Annotated in this window: 15 protein-coding genes; 2 read left to right on the top strand and 13 right to left on the bottom strand. The window is 70.2% G+C overall.

Features of this window, described 5'->3' with window-relative positions; genetic code table 11:
* Nucleotides 1–36: 36 nt before the first annotated feature.
* Both hisS and ACYF6T_RS23650 read right to left on the bottom strand, forming a co-directional pair.
* Nucleotides 37–1,299: a histidine--tRNA ligase gene (gene hisS, locus ACYF6T_RS23655; RefSeq protein WP_461698817.1), complete on the bottom strand. Its 1,263-nt coding sequence runs from the start codon at nucleotides 1,297–1,299 to the stop codon at nucleotides 37–39.
* A gap of 11 nt (nucleotides 1,300–1,310) precedes the next feature.
* A complete protein-coding gene (locus tag ACYF6T_RS23650) occupies nucleotides 1,311–2,018 on the bottom strand; it encodes an MBL fold metallo-hydrolase (RefSeq protein WP_461698816.1) in 708 nt (235 codons plus the stop codon).
* Nucleotides 2,019–2,184: 166 nt separating this feature from the next.
* Here ACYF6T_RS23650 and ACYF6T_RS23645 point away from each other — a divergent pair, with 166 nt between their 5' ends.
* The gene (locus tag ACYF6T_RS23645; protein ID WP_461698815.1) at nucleotides 2,185–3,003 is read left to right on the top strand and encodes a peptidylprolyl isomerase; all 819 of its coding nucleotides are present in this window, start codon (nucleotides 2,185–2,187) and stop codon (nucleotides 3,001–3,003) included.
* A gap of 157 nt (nucleotides 3,004–3,160) precedes the next feature.
* On the top strand, nucleotides 3,161–4,390 hold the full coding sequence (locus ACYF6T_RS23640) for a DUF349 domain-containing protein (protein ID WP_461698814.1): 1,230 nt from the start codon (nucleotides 3,161–3,163) through the stop codon (nucleotides 4,388–4,390).
* An 80-nt stretch (nucleotides 4,391–4,470) separates the two neighbouring features.
* On the opposite strand, the gene relA is transcribed toward ACYF6T_RS23640, so the two are convergent.
* The 11 genes from relA to pdxS all read right to left on the bottom strand — a co-directional run bounded on the left by relA (nucleotide 4,471) and on the right by pdxS (nucleotide 16,205).
* A complete protein-coding gene (gene relA / locus ACYF6T_RS23635; RefSeq protein WP_461698813.1) occupies nucleotides 4,471–7,005 on the bottom strand; it encodes a GTP pyrophosphokinase in 2,535 nt (844 codons plus the stop codon).
* Between the two features lie 231 nt (nucleotides 7,006–7,236).
* Nucleotides 7,237–7,776, bottom strand: a complete 540-nt coding sequence (locus ACYF6T_RS23630; protein ID WP_461698812.1) for an adenine phosphoribosyltransferase — start codon at nucleotides 7,774–7,776, stop codon at nucleotides 7,237–7,239.
* Nucleotides 7,773–8,909, bottom strand: a complete 1,137-nt coding sequence (gene secF / locus ACYF6T_RS23625; protein WP_461698811.1) for a protein translocase subunit SecF — start codon at nucleotides 8,907–8,909, stop codon at nucleotides 7,773–7,775. The genes ACYF6T_RS23630 and secF overlap by 4 nt, the downstream gene beginning before the upstream one ends.
* Nucleotide 8,910: 1 nt before the next feature.
* Nucleotides 8,911–10,677 carry a protein translocase subunit SecD gene (gene secD, locus ACYF6T_RS23620; protein WP_461698810.1) on the bottom strand — a complete coding sequence of 589 codons (1,767 nt, stop codon included), beginning with the start codon at nucleotides 10,675–10,677 and terminating at the stop codon, nucleotides 8,911–8,913.
* A 135-nt stretch (nucleotides 10,678–10,812) separates the two neighbouring features.
* The gene (gene yajC / locus ACYF6T_RS23615; protein WP_461698932.1) at nucleotides 10,813–11,319 is read right to left on the bottom strand and encodes a preprotein translocase subunit YajC; all 507 of its coding nucleotides are present in this window, start codon (nucleotides 11,317–11,319) and stop codon (nucleotides 10,813–10,815) included.
* Between the two features lie 189 nt (nucleotides 11,320–11,508).
* Complete coding sequence (gene ruvB / locus ACYF6T_RS23610) at nucleotides 11,509–12,579, bottom strand: Holliday junction branch migration DNA helicase RuvB (protein WP_461698809.1); 1,071 nt, start codon at nucleotides 12,577–12,579, stop codon at nucleotides 11,509–11,511.
* 10 nt (nucleotides 12,580–12,589) lie between these two features.
* Complete coding sequence (ruvA, locus tag ACYF6T_RS23605; protein WP_461698808.1) at nucleotides 12,590–13,198, bottom strand: Holliday junction branch migration protein RuvA; 609 nt, start codon at nucleotides 13,196–13,198, stop codon at nucleotides 12,590–12,592.
* Nucleotides 13,199–13,201: 3 nt separating this feature from the next.
* Nucleotides 13,202–13,753: a crossover junction endodeoxyribonuclease RuvC gene (ruvC, locus tag ACYF6T_RS23600; protein ID WP_461698807.1), complete on the bottom strand. Its 552-nt coding sequence runs from the start codon at nucleotides 13,751–13,753 to the stop codon at nucleotides 13,202–13,204.
* A 124-nt stretch (nucleotides 13,754–13,877) separates the two neighbouring features.
* Nucleotides 13,878–14,630, bottom strand: a complete 753-nt coding sequence (locus ACYF6T_RS23595) for a YebC/PmpR family DNA-binding transcriptional regulator (RefSeq protein ID WP_461698806.1) — start codon at nucleotides 14,628–14,630, stop codon at nucleotides 13,878–13,880.
* Between the two features lie 56 nt (nucleotides 14,631–14,686).
* Nucleotides 14,687–15,286, bottom strand: coding sequence for a pyridoxal 5'-phosphate synthase glutaminase subunit PdxT (pdxT, locus tag ACYF6T_RS23590; RefSeq protein ID WP_461698805.1), 600 nt, complete (start codon nucleotides 15,284–15,286; stop codon nucleotides 14,687–14,689).
* A gap of 7 nt (nucleotides 15,287–15,293) precedes the next feature.
* Nucleotides 15,294–16,205, bottom strand: a complete 912-nt coding sequence (gene pdxS / locus ACYF6T_RS23585) for a pyridoxal 5'-phosphate synthase lyase subunit PdxS (protein WP_461698804.1) — start codon at nucleotides 16,203–16,205, stop codon at nucleotides 15,294–15,296.
* Between the last annotated feature and the right edge of the window lie 73 nt (nucleotides 16,206–16,278).

Below are 16,278 nucleotides of genomic sequence, written 5' to 3'. Positions count from 1 at the left end.
GCCGGGAGGTGCTCTCCCGGCGTCCTCGGGCACGCGCTAGCCCAGCTTCGACTCCAGCTCCGCCACGATCTCGTTGACGCCGATCGCCGTCTGCTCGCCGGACTCCATGTCCTTGAGCTGGACGACGCCCTCGGCGAGGTCGCGTTCGCCGGCGACGATCGTGTAGCGGGCGCCGCTGCGGTTGGCGTTCTTCATGGCGCCCTTGAGGCCCTTGGCGCCGTAGGAGAAGTCCGCCGCGATGCCGACCTTGCGCAACTCGGTGACCTTGGCGAACAGCACGCGGCGCGCCTCCTCGCCGAGCGGCACCGCGAACACACTGGTCGTGGAGGGCAGTTGCAGCTCGACGCCCTCCGCCTCCAGGGCCAGGACGGTGCGGTCGACGCCGAGCGCCCAGCCGACGGACGGCAGCGCGGGGCCGCCGATCATCTCCGACAGGCCGTCGTACCGACCGCCGCCGCCCACCGCGGACTGGGAGCCCAGACCGTCGTGCACGAACTCGAAGGTCGTACGCGTGTAGTAGTCCAGGCCGCGCACCAGCTTCGGGTCGTCCTCGAAGGCGACGCCCGCCGCGGTGATCAGCTCGCGGACCTCCTCGTGGTACGCCTTGCACGCGTCGCACAGGTAGTCCCGCAGGAGAGGGGCGTCGCCCAGCTGCTTCTGCACCGACTCGCGCTTGTCGTCCAGGACGCGCAGCGGGTTGATCTCGGCCCGGCGCAGGGTGTCCTCGTCGAGGTCGAGGCCGCGCAGGAAGTCCTGCAGCGCGGCCCGGTACACCGGACGGCACTCCTTGTCGCCCAGGCTGTTGAGCAGGATGCGGAAGTCGCTCAGGCCCAGCGAGCGGTACGCCTGGTCGGCCAGGATGATCAGCTCGGCGTCCAGCGCCGGGTCCTCCGCGCCGATCGCCTCGGCACCGACCTGCGAGAAGTGCCGGTAGCGGCCCTTCTGCGGACGCTCGTAGCGGTAGTACGAGCCGGAGTACCAGAGCTTGACCGGGAGGTTGCCCGTCTTGTGCAGGTTGGCCTCCAGCGCCGCGCGCAGCACGGAGGCCGTGCCCTCGGGACGCAGGGCGAGCCTGTCGCCGCCCTTGGTCTCGAAGGCGTACATCTCCTTCGTCACGATGTCGGTGGACTCGCCGACCCCGCGCGCGAAGAGCTCGACGTTCTCGAAGCCGGGGGTCTCGATGTAGCCGTAGCCGGCAGCGCGCAGGGGCGCGGCGATCGCCTCGCGGACCGCCAGGAACTTCGCGGAGTCCGGCGGGATGAGGTCGTACGTGCCCTTGGGGGCCTTGAAGGTGCTCACGAAGTCTCTCGTCACATTCCTCGTCGGGGAGCCTCGGCGGCTCCCTGGCCGGCCGCCACCTGCCGCAGATAGGGGTTGGTGGCGCGCTCCTGGCCGATGGTCGTCTGGGGGCCGTGGCCGGACAGCACCACGGTCGAGTCGTCGAGCGGCAGGCACACGCGGGCCAGCGAGTCGAGCATCTCGGCCATGTCACCGCCGGGCAGGTCGGTGCGTCCGATGGAGCCGGCGAAGAGCAGATCCCCGGAGAAGAAGACCGACGGGACGTCGGCCGTCTCGGGCATCCGGAAGGTCACCGACCCCTTGGTATGGCCCGGCGCGTGCGCGACGGAGAACTCCACCCCCGCGAGCTCCAGCCGCGACCCGTCCGTGAGCTCCCTGACGTCGTCCGGCTCCCCCACGGTCAGCTCGCCCATGAGCGGCATGCCGATGGAACGGCCGAGCGCCTTCTCGGGGTCGCTCATCATGAACCGGTCCTCGGGGTGGATCCAGGCCGGCACGTCGTGCGCGCCGCAGACCGGGACGACCGAGGCCACATGGTCGATGTGGCCGTGGGTGAGGACGACGGCGACGGGCTTGAGCCGATGCTTCCTCAGTGCTTCCTCGACGCCTTCGGCGGCCTGGTGGCCGGGGTCGATGATCACGCACTCCTCACCGGCGGCGGGGGCGACGAGATAACAGTTCGTCCCCCAGGCCCCGGCGGGGAACCCGGCAATGAGCACGATCGTCCTTCGTTGTGTCGATACGGGCGGCTACATCTGCTGTCAGAGCCTACCGGCGCTGCCGATTCCTCAGCGAACCCATATACGGTACGGGGCACACACAGGCGGTCGGCTCACAAGACGCACGCGTCCCAGTCGACGTACGAGACGCATGAGGAGAAAACCGGTGGTCAGCCAGGAACAGCGGAAGCGTCAGCTCGCCCGGGAGAAGTTCTTGCGGCAGCAGCAGCGGCGTACCCAGGCGCGACGCAGGGCACGCATGCGCAACTCCGTGATCGCTTCGGTGCTCGGTGTCGTCGTCATCGGCAGTGTCGCCCTGTACACGACCGGCGTCCTCAAGAACGACGACGACAAGGCCAACGCCAGCTCGGAGACCACCCCGAGCGCCTCGGCCACCAAGCTCCCGGACCCGTGCGAGAAGGCGGCCAAGGGGTCGGTGGAGAAGATGAGCTGGAAGAAGGAGCCGGCGATGACCATCGACAAGTCGGCCAAGTACACGATGAAGCTCTCCACGACGTGCGGTGAGATAGACATCGCCCTGAAGACGTCGGCCGCCCCGCACACCGTGAACTCCTTCGACTTCCTCGCGGGCAAGGGCTTCTTCGACCACACGAAGTGCCACCGGCTCACCACCAGCGGCATCTACGTGCTGCAGTGCGGCGACCCGACCGGCTCCGGCAGCGGCGGTCCCGGCTACACCATCCCGGACGAGAACCTCAAGGACAAAAGCCTGAAGGGCGGCATCTACCCGGCGGGCACGGTCGCCATGGCGAACACCGGGCAGAAGCACACCGGCGGCAGCCAGTTCTTCCTCGTCTACCAGGACAGTCAGCTCCCGGCCAGCTACACGCCGTTCGGCACGATTTCCAGCGCGGGCATGAAGGTGCTGAAGAAGATCGCCGCGGCGGGCGAGAGCACGGGCGCGGGCGACGGAGCACCGAACGCGACGGTCGTGATCAACAAGGCCACGGTCACGAAATCCTGAGCGCTTCCCGAGCCGATCGGGACGCCGAGGTGCGAAATTTCGGTCGCGCGGGATGCGGACAGGCAACCCGCCGGTCGCCTATGTTGGCCGTGACGAAACTGTGGACGATGCCCGGGGGTGCTGAAGCCCTCCGCAGGCATCATGTGGAGGAGGCGCTGTGAGCAGCGACCCGTGGGGCCGCGTCGACGAGACGGGGACCGTGTACGTGCGTACGGCCGACGGCGAGCAGGTCGTCGGTTCCTGGCAGGCCGGCTCCCCTGAGGAGGCGCTGGCCTACTTCGAGCGCAAGTACGAGGGCCTGGTTGTCGAGATCGGCCTCCTCGAGAAGCGAGTGAAGACCACCGACCTGTCCGCGAAGGACGCGCAGGCCGCCATCGACCACATCCGGGAGCAGGTCGACGCACACCACGCGGTCGGCGACCTGGACGCGCTGCGGCAGCGGCTGGACAAGCTGGTCGAGACGGTCGAGGCGCGCCGCGAGGAGCGCAAGCAGCAGCGGGCGAAGCAGTCCGACGAGGCGCGGCACGCCAAGGAGGAGCTGGTCGCCGAGGCCGAGCAGCTGGCGCAGTCCGACCAGTGGCGGGCGGCCGGCGAGCGGCTGCGGGCGCTGGTGGACACCTGGAAGGGTCTGCCGCGGCTGGACCGCAAGTCGGACGACGAGCTGTGGCACCGCTTCTCGCACGCCCGCTCGGCGTTCTCCAAGCGGCGCAAGGCGCACTTCGCGCAGCTCGACGCGCAGCGCGAGGAGGCCCGCAGGACCAAGGAGCGGCTGGTCGCCGAGGCCGAGGCGCTGTCCGGTTCGACGGACTGGGGGCCGACCGCCGCGCGCTACCGCGAGCTGATGGCGGAGTGGAAGGCGGCGGGCCGCGCCCAGCGCGAGCACGAGGACGACCTGTGGAACCGCTTCCGCGGCGCCCAGGACGTCTTCTTCGCCGCCCGCAGCTCGGTCTTCGCCGAACGGGACGCCGAGCAGTCGGAGAACCTGAAGCTGAAGGAGGAGCTGGCCGAGGAGGCCGAGAAGATCCTCCCGGTGACGGACCTGAAGGCCGCCCGTGCCGCCTTCCGCTCGATCAACGAGCGCTGGGAGGCCATCGGCCACGTCCCGCGCGACGCGCGCCCCAAGGTCGAGGGCCGGATGCACGCCGTCGAGCGGGCCATCCAGGAGGCCGAGGAGGCCGAGTGGCGCCGGACCAACCCGGAGGCACGCGCGCGTGCCGAGGGTCTGACCGGCCAGCTCCAGGCCGCGGTGGACAAGCTCAGGAGCCAGATCGAGCAGGCGCGCGCCCAGGGCAACACCGCGAAGGCCGACAAGCTGGAGCGCGAGCTGGAGGGCCGCCAGGCGCTGCTGGACCAGGCGCTGAAGGGTCTGCAGGAGTTCGGCGGCTGACCGAGGCTAACCGAGGCAGCCATGACGAGAGGGGCCCCGTACGCCGCGTACGGGGCCCCTCTCGTGTGCTGTGCCCTCGCCTAGGTGCGGTTGCGCGCCGAGGTCACCCGGTACACGTCGTACACGCCCTCCACGCCCCGTACGGCCTTCAGGACGTGCCCCAGGTGCTTGGGGTCGCCCATCTCGAAGGTGAAGCGCGAGGTGGCGACGCGGTCACGGGAGGTCTGGACGGCCGCCGAGAGGATGTTGACGTGCTGGTCGGACAGGACGCGGGTGACGTCCGACAGCAGCCGGGAGCGGTCCAGGGCCTCGACCTGGATGGCGACCAGGAACACCGAGGACTGGGTGGGCGCCCACTCGACCTCGAGGATGCGCTCGGGCTCGCGGGACAGTGACTCCACGTTGACGCAGTCGCTGCGGTGAACCGATACGCCGCTACCGCGCGTGACGAAACCGATGATCGGGTCGCCGGGTACGGGCGTACAGCAGCGGGCCAGTTTCACCCACACGTCCTCGACGCCCTTGACGATGACGCCCGGGTCGGCGCTGGAGCGGCGCTTGCGGCTGCGGCTGCGGGTCGGCGGGACCGCCTCGTCGATCTCCTCGGTGGCCGCCTCCTCGCCGCCGAGTGCCTGGACGAGCTTCTGCACGATGTTCTGCGCGGAGACGTGCCCCTCGCCGATCGCCGCGTACAGGGCGGAGATGTCGGAGTAGCGCATCTCGTGCGCGAGGGTGACCAGCGAGTCGCCGGTGAGGATGCGCTGGATCGGCAGGTTCTGCTTGCGCATGGCGCGGACGATGGCGTCCTTGCCCTGCTCGATCGCCTCGTCGCGGCGCTCCTTGGAGAACCAGGCCCGGATCTTGTTGCGGGCGCGCGGCGACTTGACGAAGCCGAGCCAGTCGCGGGAGGGGCCCGCGCCGGGCGCCTTGGAGGTGAAGACCTCCACCAGGTCGCCGTTGTCGAGCGTCGACTCCAGCGGTACGAGCCTGCCGTTGACCCGTGCTCCTATCGTCCGGTGGCCGACCTCCGTGTGGACCGCGTACGCGAAGTCCACCGGGGTGGCCCCGGCCGGGAGCGCTATGACGTCGCCCTTGGGGGTGAAGACGAAGACCTCGTTGCGGGACAGGTCGAAGCGCAGGGACTCCAGGAACTCCCCCGGGTCCTCCGTCTCCTTCTGCCAGTCCAGCAGCTGGCGCAGCCACGCCATGTCGTTGAGGTGGTCGTCCTTCTTCCCGGACGACTTGGGCGCGTCGGTGCGCACCTTGGAGGCGCCGGCGACGGCCTCCTGCTTGTACTTCCAGTGCGCGGCGATGCCGTACTCGGCGCGGCGGTGCATGTCGAAGGTGCGGATCTGCAGCTCGACCGGCTTGCCGTTGGGGCCGATGACCGTCGTGTGCAGCGACTGGTACATGTTGAACTTGGGCATCGCGATGTAGTCCTTGAACCGGCCGGGGACCGGGTTCCATCGCGCGTGCACGGTGCCGAGGGCGGCGTAGCAGTCGCGGACGGTGTCGACCAGGACGCGGATGCCCACCAGGTCGTAGATCTCCGCGAAGTCACGGCCGCGGACGATCATCTTCTGGTAGACGCTGTAGTAGTGCTTCGGGCGGCCGGTGACGGTCGCCTTGATGCGGGCGGCGCGCAGGTCCTGCTGGACCTCGTCGGTCACTATGGCCAGGTACTCGTCACGCTTCGGTGCCCGCTCGGCCACCAGCCGGACGATCTCGTCGTACATCTTGGGGTAGAGGATCGCGAAGGCGAGGTCCTCCAGTTCCCACTTGATGGTGTTCATGCCCAGGCGGTGGGCGAGCGGCGCGTAGATCTCCAGGGTCTCGCGCGCCTTCTTCTCCTGCTTCTCGCGCTTGAGGTAGCGCATGGTGCGCATGTTGTGCAGGCGGTCGGCGAGCTTGATGACCAGGACGCGCGGGTCCTTGGCCATGGCGACGACCATCTTGCGCACGGTCTCGGCCTGCGCGGCCTCGCCGAACTTGACCTTGTCCAGCTTGGTGACGCCGTCGACGAGCAGGGCGACGGCGTCGCCGAAGTCGCGGCGCAGCTGGTCGAGGCCGTACTCGGTGTCCTCGACGGTGTCGTGCAGCAGGCCGGCCATGAGGGTGGCCGGATCCATGCCCAGCTCGGCCAGGATCGTCGTCACCGCGAGGGGGTGCGTGATGTACGGGTCGCCGCTCTTGCGCTTCTGGCCGCGGTGCCAGCGCTCGGCGACCTGGTAGGCGTTCTCGATCTGGCGGAGCGTGGCCGTCTCGATCTTCGGGTCGTTGCTGCGCACTATCCGCAGCAGGGGCTCCAGGACCGGGTTGTACGGGTTGGAGCGCTGGACGCCGAGGCGGGCGAGGCGGGCACGGACGCGGTTGGAGGAGCCGGAGCGTGCGGGCTGACCGGCGTTCGGGCGGACCGCGGGGGCCTGGGGGCGCTCGGGCGGGGCCGGCTTGGGGCGGGACTGCTCGGCCGACTTGTCGACGGGGGCGGACTGGGCGTGCTCGACCGGCCCGGCGCTGTCGTTCTTCGGGTGCGGCGCGCTCGGCGCGGGCTTGGCCGCGGCTGCCGAGGCGGACTCGGGCTTGGCGGCGGTCAGGTGCTGGGCCTCGTCTGGCAAGAGGACTCCTCGTGCGCGATCCGGGTCCCCCGGTCAGGCTCCGGAGACCCCATGGTAGCGATCCTGCGCTCCAGGATCGCCTTCAGGCCGATCTGAGGACGGTCTGCACGGGTAACGCGGTGCGCTGCCGCCGGATTCCGCCGGGAGTGGGTACGGCCCCGCATCCCCGTGAAGGGGCGCGAAAAGGCCGCCCCCGTCTTCTCCTGGGGCGGCCGTTTTCGGGGAAGGCGGTCAGACCACCAGCAGCGCTTCCAGGGGAGCGTCCGCCAGGGCCGGTTCCAGCCGGGCCCGGCCGTTCAGGAAGCCCAGTTCCATCAGGACCGCGAGGCCGGCCACCTCGGCGCCCGCGCGGCGGATCAGCTGGATGGACGCCTCCGCCGTGCCGCCCGTGGCGAGGACGTCGTCGACGATGAGGATGCGGTCCTCCGCCGAGAGGTCCTCCGCGTGGATCTCGATCTCCGCCGAGCCGTACTCCAGGTCGTAGGTCTGCCCCAGCGTGGCCCCGGGGAGCTTGCCCGCCTTGCGGACGGGGATGAAGCCGAGACCGGCGCGGACGGCGACCGGGGCGCCGAGGATGAAGCCGCGGGCCTCCAGGCCGACGACCTTGGTCGCGCCCGTGTCCGTGGCGACCTGGGCGAGCGCGTCGGTGAGCGCCGAGAAGGCCGCCGGGTCCGCCAGGAGCGGGGTGATGTCCTTGAACATCACGCCCGGCTCCGGGTAGTCCGCCACGTCACGGATACGGCTGAGCAGCAGCTCCTTGATGTCGGTCATCGGCGCTTCCCCGAGGGGCGGCCGCGGCCGCGGTTGCGGGAGGCGCTCTGGTTGCGGGACGCGGTCTGGTTGCGCGGGCCGACGACCGCCGGGGCGGCGTCCTCGGGCTCGTCGTCGTGCACCGTGTCGGCGCCGCGGGCGCCCGTGAGCTCGTCCTCGGTGGCCGCCTGCGCCCGCTTGGCCAGGACGCGCTTGCGCAGGGCCTTCATCTGCGGCTCGCGCTCCTTGAGGTCGGCGACGAGCGGGGTGGCGATGAAGATCGAGGAGTACGCACCGGCCGCGAGGCCGACGAACAGCGACAGCGAGATGTCGTTGAGCATGCCGGCGCCGAGGATGCCGCCACCGATGAACAGCAGGCCGCCCACCGGCAGCAGCGCGACCACCGTGGTGTTGATGGACCGCATCAGGGTGCTGTTGATCGAGCGGTTGGCGACGTCGCTGTAGGTCCAGCGGGTCTGCTTGGTGATGTCCCTCGTCTGCTCCTTGAGGCTGTCGAAGACGACGACCGTGTCGTAGAGCGAGTAACCGAGGATGGTGAGCAGACCGATCACCGTGCCCGGCGTGACCTCGAAGCCGACGAGGGCGTAGATGCCGGTGGTGATGGTGATGTCGTGGATCAGGGCGACGAGCGCGGCGAGCGCCATGCGCCACTCGAACGCGATCGCCAGGTAGATCACGACGAGGACCATGAAGATCGCCAGGCCCTCCCAGGCCTTGTTGGCGATCTGGTCGCCCCAGCTCGGGCCGACCAGGTCCGCGTTGATGTTCTCCGCATTGACCTTGAGGTCGGTGGCGAGCTTGTCCTTGATCGCGTCCGACTTGTCGGTGTCGATGCCGGCGATCTGGATGCGCAGGCTGCCGTCACCGAGCTTCTGCACGACCGCGTCGTGCCCGGAGGCGTCCTCCGCGTACGTCTCGGCCTGGGCGACGGAGACGCTCATGTGCTTCGGGGTGGTGAAGACGGCACCGCCCTGGAACTCGATGCCCATGTTCAGGCCGCGCACCGCCAGGCCGAGGATGGCCGTGATGGTGATCAGGATCGAGATGCCGTACCAGATCTTGCGGTTGCCGACGAAGTCGTAACCGACCTCGCCGCGGTGCAGTCGGGCGCCGAGGCTGCCGAGTTTCGACATCTCACGCCTCCTTCGGGTCGACGGGGGCGGTGGGACGGGCGGTGCGGCGGGTGCTGCGCAGCGGCGGCTTCGCGCCCAGCGCCTTGGGGTCGAGGCCGGACCACTTGTGACCGCTCGCGAAGAACTTCCGGCGGGCGAGGATCGTCATCAGCGGCTTGGTGAACAGGAACACCACGACCACGTCGAGCACGGTGGTCAGACCGAGCGTGAAGGCGAAGCCCTGGACCTTGCCGACGGTGACGATGAACAGCACCGCGGCGGCGAGGAAGGACACGAAGTCGGAGACCAGGATGGTGCGCCGGGCGCGCGGCCAGGCCCGCTCGACGGCGGGGCGCAGCGAGCGGCCCTCGCGGATCTCGTCCCGGATGCGTTCGAAGAACACGATGAACGAGTCCGCGGTGATGCCGATGGCGACGATCGCGCCGCAGACGGCCGGCAGGTTCAGCGCGAAGCCGATGGCCGGGCCCAGCAGAGCCATGATCACGTAGGTGAGGATCGCGGAGACCAGCAGCGAGGGGATCGCGATCATCGACAGGCCGCGGTAGAAGACCAGCAGGTAGATCACGACCAGGCCGAGGCCGATCGCGCCCGCGATCAGACCGGCGTGCAGCTGCTCGCCGCCCAGCGCGGCGGTCACCGTGGTGACGCTGTCCTCCTTGAAGGACAGCGGCAGGGCGCCGTACGACAGCATGTTGGCGAGGCTCTGGGCCTCCTCCTGCGTGAAGCTGCCGGAGATCTCCGCGCTGCCGCCGGTCAGCGCCTGGCTGACGTACGGGTCGGAGACGACGTCGCCGTCGAGGACGATCGCGAACTGGTTCTGCGGCGACTGGTTCTTCGCGAGCTGGCCGGTGATGTCGGCGAACTTCTTGGTGCCCTTGGACGTGAAGTCCATGGTGACGGTCCAGCCGGCGGCGGTCTGCGTGTTGAAGACGGCCTGGGCCTTCTTGACGTCGGTGCCGTCCACGGCGGCGGGGCCGAGGATGTACTTCTGCCACTGGCCCTGGGAGTTCTGGCCGCAGGCGACGGTGGAGTCGGTCGGCTTGGCGCCCTTGCCGGCTTCGGCGCGCTGCGACTTCTTCGTGCAGTCGAGCGCGGCGTACTGCGCCTCCAGCTTGCTGGTGGCGTCACTCGACGACGAGCTGCTGCTCGCGGAGGGGGACGCGCTGGCCGAGGCGTCGGCGGAGGCCGTGGCGCTCGGCGTGGCGTCGGCCTTCAGCGCGTCGGTCACCGCGCGGCCCTGCGAGGTCGCGGTGGCCGAGGGGGTGGCGGACGCGGACGACTTGTCCGTGGCCTTGTCGGTCGCCTTGCCCGACGCGCTGCTGGAGGCGCTCGGCGAGGGGCTGGCCGTGGCGGAGCTGCCGGAGACCTCGGTGGCGAGCACCGGCCGGAAGTACAGCTTGGCGGTGGTGCCGACCTGCTGCCTGGCCTCCTTGGAGTTGGTGCCCTTGGGGATGTTGACGATGATGTTCCGGTCGCCCTGGGTCTGGACCTCCGCCTCCGAGACACCGAGACCGTTGACACGGCGGTTCATGATGTCGACCGCGGTGTCCATGTTGGTCTTGTTGATCGCGGACTCCTGGCCCGGCTCTGCGACCGCGCGCAGCGTGATGCTCGTGCCGCCGGCCAGGTCGATGCCGAGACGCGGAGTGGTGTGCCCGGAGGCGAACATCCCTCCGGTGAGCGCCACGATGGCGATCAGAATGAGGGCCAGCGAGCGCCCTGGCTTGCTCTGGGCGCTCGCGCTCCGGCCCCTCTTAGGTGCTGCCACCTTCTCGTACTCCCTCTCGGGCCGCTCCGCGCCGGGTCAGCGCGGCGTCGGCCATGCCATGGTGTCGGGATCCCCGTGTGCGAGATGCGCACGTCCCGGGGCGCGCGGAGTCGGCCGCGCGCCCCGGGACATGGACTACTTCGCCTCGGAGTCGCCGTCGGTCTTCTTCGGCTCTTCGTCCGACTTCGCCTCGGCGGCCACGGTCCCCTTGGCCGGGGTCTCGTCGGCCGGCTCCTCGGGCGCGTCCTTCTTGCCGAGGTCGACGGACTTGTCGTCGGAGGCGGCGGCAGCTTCGTCGGCGGAGTCGTCGGTCTCGGTGAGGGAGGAGGCGTCGTCCGGGACGACGTCGGTGTCGGACTTCAGGTCGTGCTCGATGCCGTGCACGATGCGGTTGTACTCGTCGTCCGTCAGGACGGCACCGATGGCGTTCTTCGCGAAGAGGAGCTCGACGCCCGGGCCGGCGTCGAGGAGGACCGTGTCCTCGTTGACCTCCTTGACCGTCGCGTACATGCCCCCGATCGTGCGGACGCCGCTGCCGGGCTGCATCTCGTTGCGCATCTGCGCGGCCTGCTGCTGCTTGCGCTTGGCCGAGCGGGTCATGAGGAACATGGCCCCGATGAGCACGATGAACGGGAGGAGCATGCCGATGTTATTCACGGGACGGAATTTCCTTCGCACGACCGCGGCGGACAGCGGCCTGTTGGATGGGGGTATGTATGCCGCCGACAAAGGCGGCATCGGCGGAGTCTAAGCGAGTCCGCGCGCATGGAACAACGCTCAGCATGGCACCTGGGTTCCTGACCCGGCCAATGCCCCGCCGTCACGATGCCATCACGTCCCGAACAGGTCCTGTTGTCCGTTTCCTGCAACGGCCGAGCGGGGCGGGGTGAGGCCGAGGTGCGCCCAGGCGGCCGGGGTGGCGACGCGGCCGCGGGGGGTGCGGGCCAGCAGGCCCTCGCGCACCAGGAAGGGCTCGGCGACCTCCTCGACGGTCTCGCGCTCCTCGCCCACGGCGACGGCGAGGGTGGACAGGCCCACGGGTCCGCCGCCGAACAGCTTCAGCAGCGCCTCCAGGACGGCCCGGTCGAGCCGGTCCAGGCCGCGGGCGTCGACCTCGTAGACGGCGAGGGCCGCCGCGGCGATGTCCCGCGTGATCAGGCCGTCGGCCTTGACCTGGGCGTAGTCGCGCACCCGGCGCAGCAGCCGGTTGGCGATGCGGGGCGTGCCGCGGGAGCGGCCGGCGATCTCGGCGGCGCCGTCGGCGTCGATCTCGACGTCGAGCAGGTTGGCCGAGCGGTGGATGACCCGTTCCAGCTCGGCGGGCTCGTAGAACTCCATGTGCGCGGTGAACCCGAAGCGGTCGCGCAGCGGCGGCGGCAGCAGGCCCGCGCGCGTGGTGGCGCCGACCAGGGTGAACGGGGGCAGTTCCAGCGGGATGGCGGTGGCGCCCGGGCCCTTGCCGACGATGACGTCGACGCGGAAGTCCTCCATCGCCATGTACAGCATCTCCTCGGCGGGCCGGGACATGCGGTGGATCTCGTCCAGGAAGAGCACCTCGCCCTCCTGGAGCGAGGAGAGGATCGCGGCGAGGTCGCCCGCGTGCTGGATGGCGGGACCGGAGGTGATGCGGATGGGGGCGCCCATCTCGGCGGCGATGATCATGGAGAGGGTGGTCTTGCCGAGGCCGGGGGCGCCGGACAGCAGCACGTGGTCGGCGGTGGCGCCCCGCGCGCGGGCAGCGCGCAGGACCAGGTCGAGCTGCTCGCGGACCTTCTCCTGGCCGATGAACTCGCCCAGGTCCTTGGGGCGCAGGGCGGCCTCGACGGCCTGGTCCTCACGGTCGGCGGACGCACCGACGAGCCGCTCGGGGGCGGTCTCTTCGGTGGTGTCGTCCCAGTTCACTGACGTTCTCCTAGCGGGCGCGGTTCAGGGTCTGCAGGGCGGCCTTCAGCAGGTGGCCGACCTGGGGGGTGCCCTCGGCCGCCTCCGCCTGCGGTGCCACGGCGGCCACCGCCTCGTCGGCCTCCCGGGTGGCGTATCCGAGGCCGATCAGGGCGGCGTGCAGCTGGTCGCGCCAGCCCTGGGTGACGGGCGCGCCGACCGCGGGCGCCGTCCCGACCGGCTCGCCCAGGCGGTCCTTCAGCTCCAGCAGCAGCTTCTGCGCGCCCTTCTTGCCGATACCGGGAACCGCGATGAGCGCCTTCTCGTCGCCCGTGGCCACCGCCCGGCGCAGGGCGTCCGGGGTGTGCACCGCGAGCATCGCCTGCGCGAGCCGGGGGCCGACGCCGCTCGCGGTCTGGAGCAGCTCGAAGACCTGGCGTTCGTCGTCGTCCACGAAGCCGTACAGGGTGAGGGAGTCCTCCCGTACGACGAGCGAGGTGGCCAGCTTGGCGGGCTGGCCGAGGCGGAGCGTGGAGAGCGTGTTCGGCGTGCACTGGACGGCCATGCCGACACCGCCCACCTCGACCACCGCGGCGTCGGGAGCGAGTGCGGCGACGGTGCCGCTGACGAAGGCGATCATGCCCTACGGCCTTTCGATGCGTGCGGGGCCACGGCCCGCTGTCGATGCGTGCAGGGCCACGGCCTGCTGGAGGCGGTTCTGCGCGGGGGCGCGCCAGATGTGGCAGATGGCGAGCGCGAGGGCGTCGGCGGCGTCGGCGGGCTTCGGTGGCGCGTCGAGCCGGAGCAGGCGGGTGACCATGGCGCCGACCTGGGCCTTCTCGGCGCGGCCGGAGCCGGTGACGGCGGCCTTGACCTCGCTGGGGGTGTGCAGGGCGACGGGGATGCCGCGGCGGGCGGCGCAGAGCATGGCGACGGCGCTGGCCTGGGCGGTGCCCATGACCGTCCGTACGTTGTGCTGGCTGAAGACGCGCTCGACGGCGACGAACTCGGGCCGGTGCTCGTCCAGCCAGGTCTCGATGCCCTGCTCGATCGCGACGAGGCGGTGGCCGAGGTCGGCGTCCACGGGTGTGCGCACGACGCCCACGCCCACCATGGTGAGCGGCCGGCCCGCGACCCCCTCGACGACGCCCACGCCGCATCGCGTGAGGCCGGGGTCCACCCCCAGTACGCGCACGCGCCCCTCCCCTCGGTGATCTTTCGACTTCCCGCCAGGCTATCCGCTGCCACCGACAACGGCGGCGGGCCGGTGGGACGTGTTGTCCCACCGGCCCGCGGAAACCGCTCGGTTCGCGGCGGCGCTACGCGTCGACCTTCTCCATGACCTCGTCGCTGACGTCGAAGTTGGCGAAGACGTTCTGCACGTCGTCGCTGTCCTCCAGCGCGTCGATCAGCTTGAAGATCTTCTTGGCGCCCTCCTCGTCCAGCTCGACCTGCATGGTCGGGACGAAGTTGGCCTCGGCGGAGTCGTAGTCGATGCCGGCGTCCTGGAGGGCGGTGCGGACCGCGACCAGGTCGGTGGCCTCGCTGATGACCTCGAAGCTCTCGCCGAGGTCGTTGACCTCCTCGGCCCCCGCGTCCAGGACCGCGCCCAGGACGTCGTCCTCGGTCAGCTCGCCCTTGGGGACGATGACGACGCCCTTGCGGTTGAACAGGTACGACACCGAGCCCGGGTCGGCCATGGAGCCGCCGTTGCGGGTCATGGCGACGCGGACCTCGGAGGCGGCGCGGTTGCGGTTGTCGGTGAGGCACTCGATGAGCACCGCGACGCCGTTCGGGCCGTAGCCCTCGTACATGATCGTCTCGTAGTCGGCGCCACCGGCCTCCAGGCCGGCGCCTCGCTTGACCGCGGAGTCGATGTTCTTGTTGGGGACCGACGACTTCTTCGCCTTCTGGATGGCGTCGTACAGCGTCGGGTTGCCCTCGGGGTCCGCGCCGCCCATGCGCGCCGCGACCTCGATGTTCTTGATCAGCTTCGCGAAGAGCTTGCCGCGCTTGGCATCGATCACGGCCTTCTTGTGCTTCGTCGTGGCCCATTTAGAGTGGCCGGACATCTGCCTGTCTCCTTCGCGTAACCAATCTCCGTACGAACGCTGGAATCCTACAAGGACTACGGCGTCCGGTACGCGCGCACCATGTCGACGAACAGCGAGTGGACGCGGTGGTCGCCGGTCAGCTCCGGGTGGAACGACGTGGCGAGCGCGTTGCCCTGGCGGACCGCGACGATGTGGCCGTCGTGCTCGGCGAGCACCTCGACCTCGGCGCCGACGGACTCCACCCAGGGGGCGCGGATGAAGACGCCCTCCACAGGGTCGCCCGGAACGCCCCGCACGTCGAGCGCGGCCTCGAAGGACTCGTTCTGACGCCCGAAGGCGTTGCGGCGCACGATCATGTCGATGCCGCCGACCGTCTCCTGGCCCGAGCGCGGGTCGAGGATCTTGTCGGCGAGCATGATCATGCCGGCGCAGGTGCCGTAGACCGGCATGCCGTCGCGCACGCGCGCGCGGAGGGGCTCCATCACGCCGAAGAGATGGGCCAGCTTGGAGATGGTCGTGGACTCGCCGCCGGGGATGACGAGGCCGTCGACCTCGGCGAGCTCCTCGGGGCGCCGGACCGGCCTGGCCACGGCGTCGGCCGCGGCCAGGGCGATGAGGTGCTCCCGTACGTCGCCCTGGAGGGCCAGGACGCCTATGACAGGTGCGTCGGTCATGGGTTCCTTACCAGCCGCGGTTGGCGTAGCGCTCGGTCTCGGGGAGGGTGTCGCAGTTGATGCCGACCATGGCCTCCCCGAGGTTGCGGGACGCGTCCGCGATGATCTTGGGGTCGTCGTAGAAGGTGGTCGCCTTGACGATGGCGGCGGCGCGCTTGGCCGGGTCGCCGGACTTGAAGATGCCGGAGCCGACGAAGACGCCCTCGGCGCCGAGCTGGCGCATCAGGGCGGCGTCGGCGGGGGTGGCGACACCGCCGGCGGAGAACAGCACGACCGGCAGCTTGCCGAGCTCGGCGACTTCCTTGACCAGCTCGTAGGGGGCGCGCAGCTCCTTGGCGGCGGCGTACAGCTCGTTGTTGTCGCAGCCGCGCAACTTGGCGATCTCGCCCTTGATCTGGCGCAGGTGGCGGACGGCCTCGACGACGTTGCCGGTGCCGGCCTCGCCCTTGGAGCGGATCATCGCGGCACCCTCGGCGATGCGGCGCAGGGCCTCGCCCAGGTTGGTGGCGCCACACACGAACGGGGTGGTGAAGGCCCACTTGTCGGAGTGGTTGACCTCGTCGGCCGGGGTCAGGACCTCGGACTCGTCGATGTAGTCGACCCCGAGGGACTGCAGCACCTGGGCCTCGACGAAGTGGCCGATGCGGGACTTGGCCATGACCGGGATGGAGACGGCGTTGATGATGCCCTCGATCATGTCCGGGTCGGACATGCGGGCCACGCCGCCGTCCTTGCGGATGTCGGCCGGGACCCGCTCCAGGGCCATGACGGCGACGGCGCCCGCGTCCTCGGCGATCTTCGCCTGCTCCGGCGTGACGACGTCCATGATCACGCCGCCCTTGAGCTGCTCGGCCATGCCGCGCTTCACGCGCGCGGTGCCGGTCTCGGGGGCCTGGTTTTCGGAGAGCGTGCTGGACACGGATGACCTCACTGAAGTGAAAGAGGGTTTCTGCAGTCACCGAGGAAACGGGATTGGGCCAGTCCACAGCAAG

The sequence above is a fragment of the Streptomyces sp. 7R007 genome, from assembly GCF_054850255.1.
The sequence above is the reverse complement of the archived record's forward strand: the minus strand, read 5'-3'. Positions and strand labels throughout refer to the sequence as shown.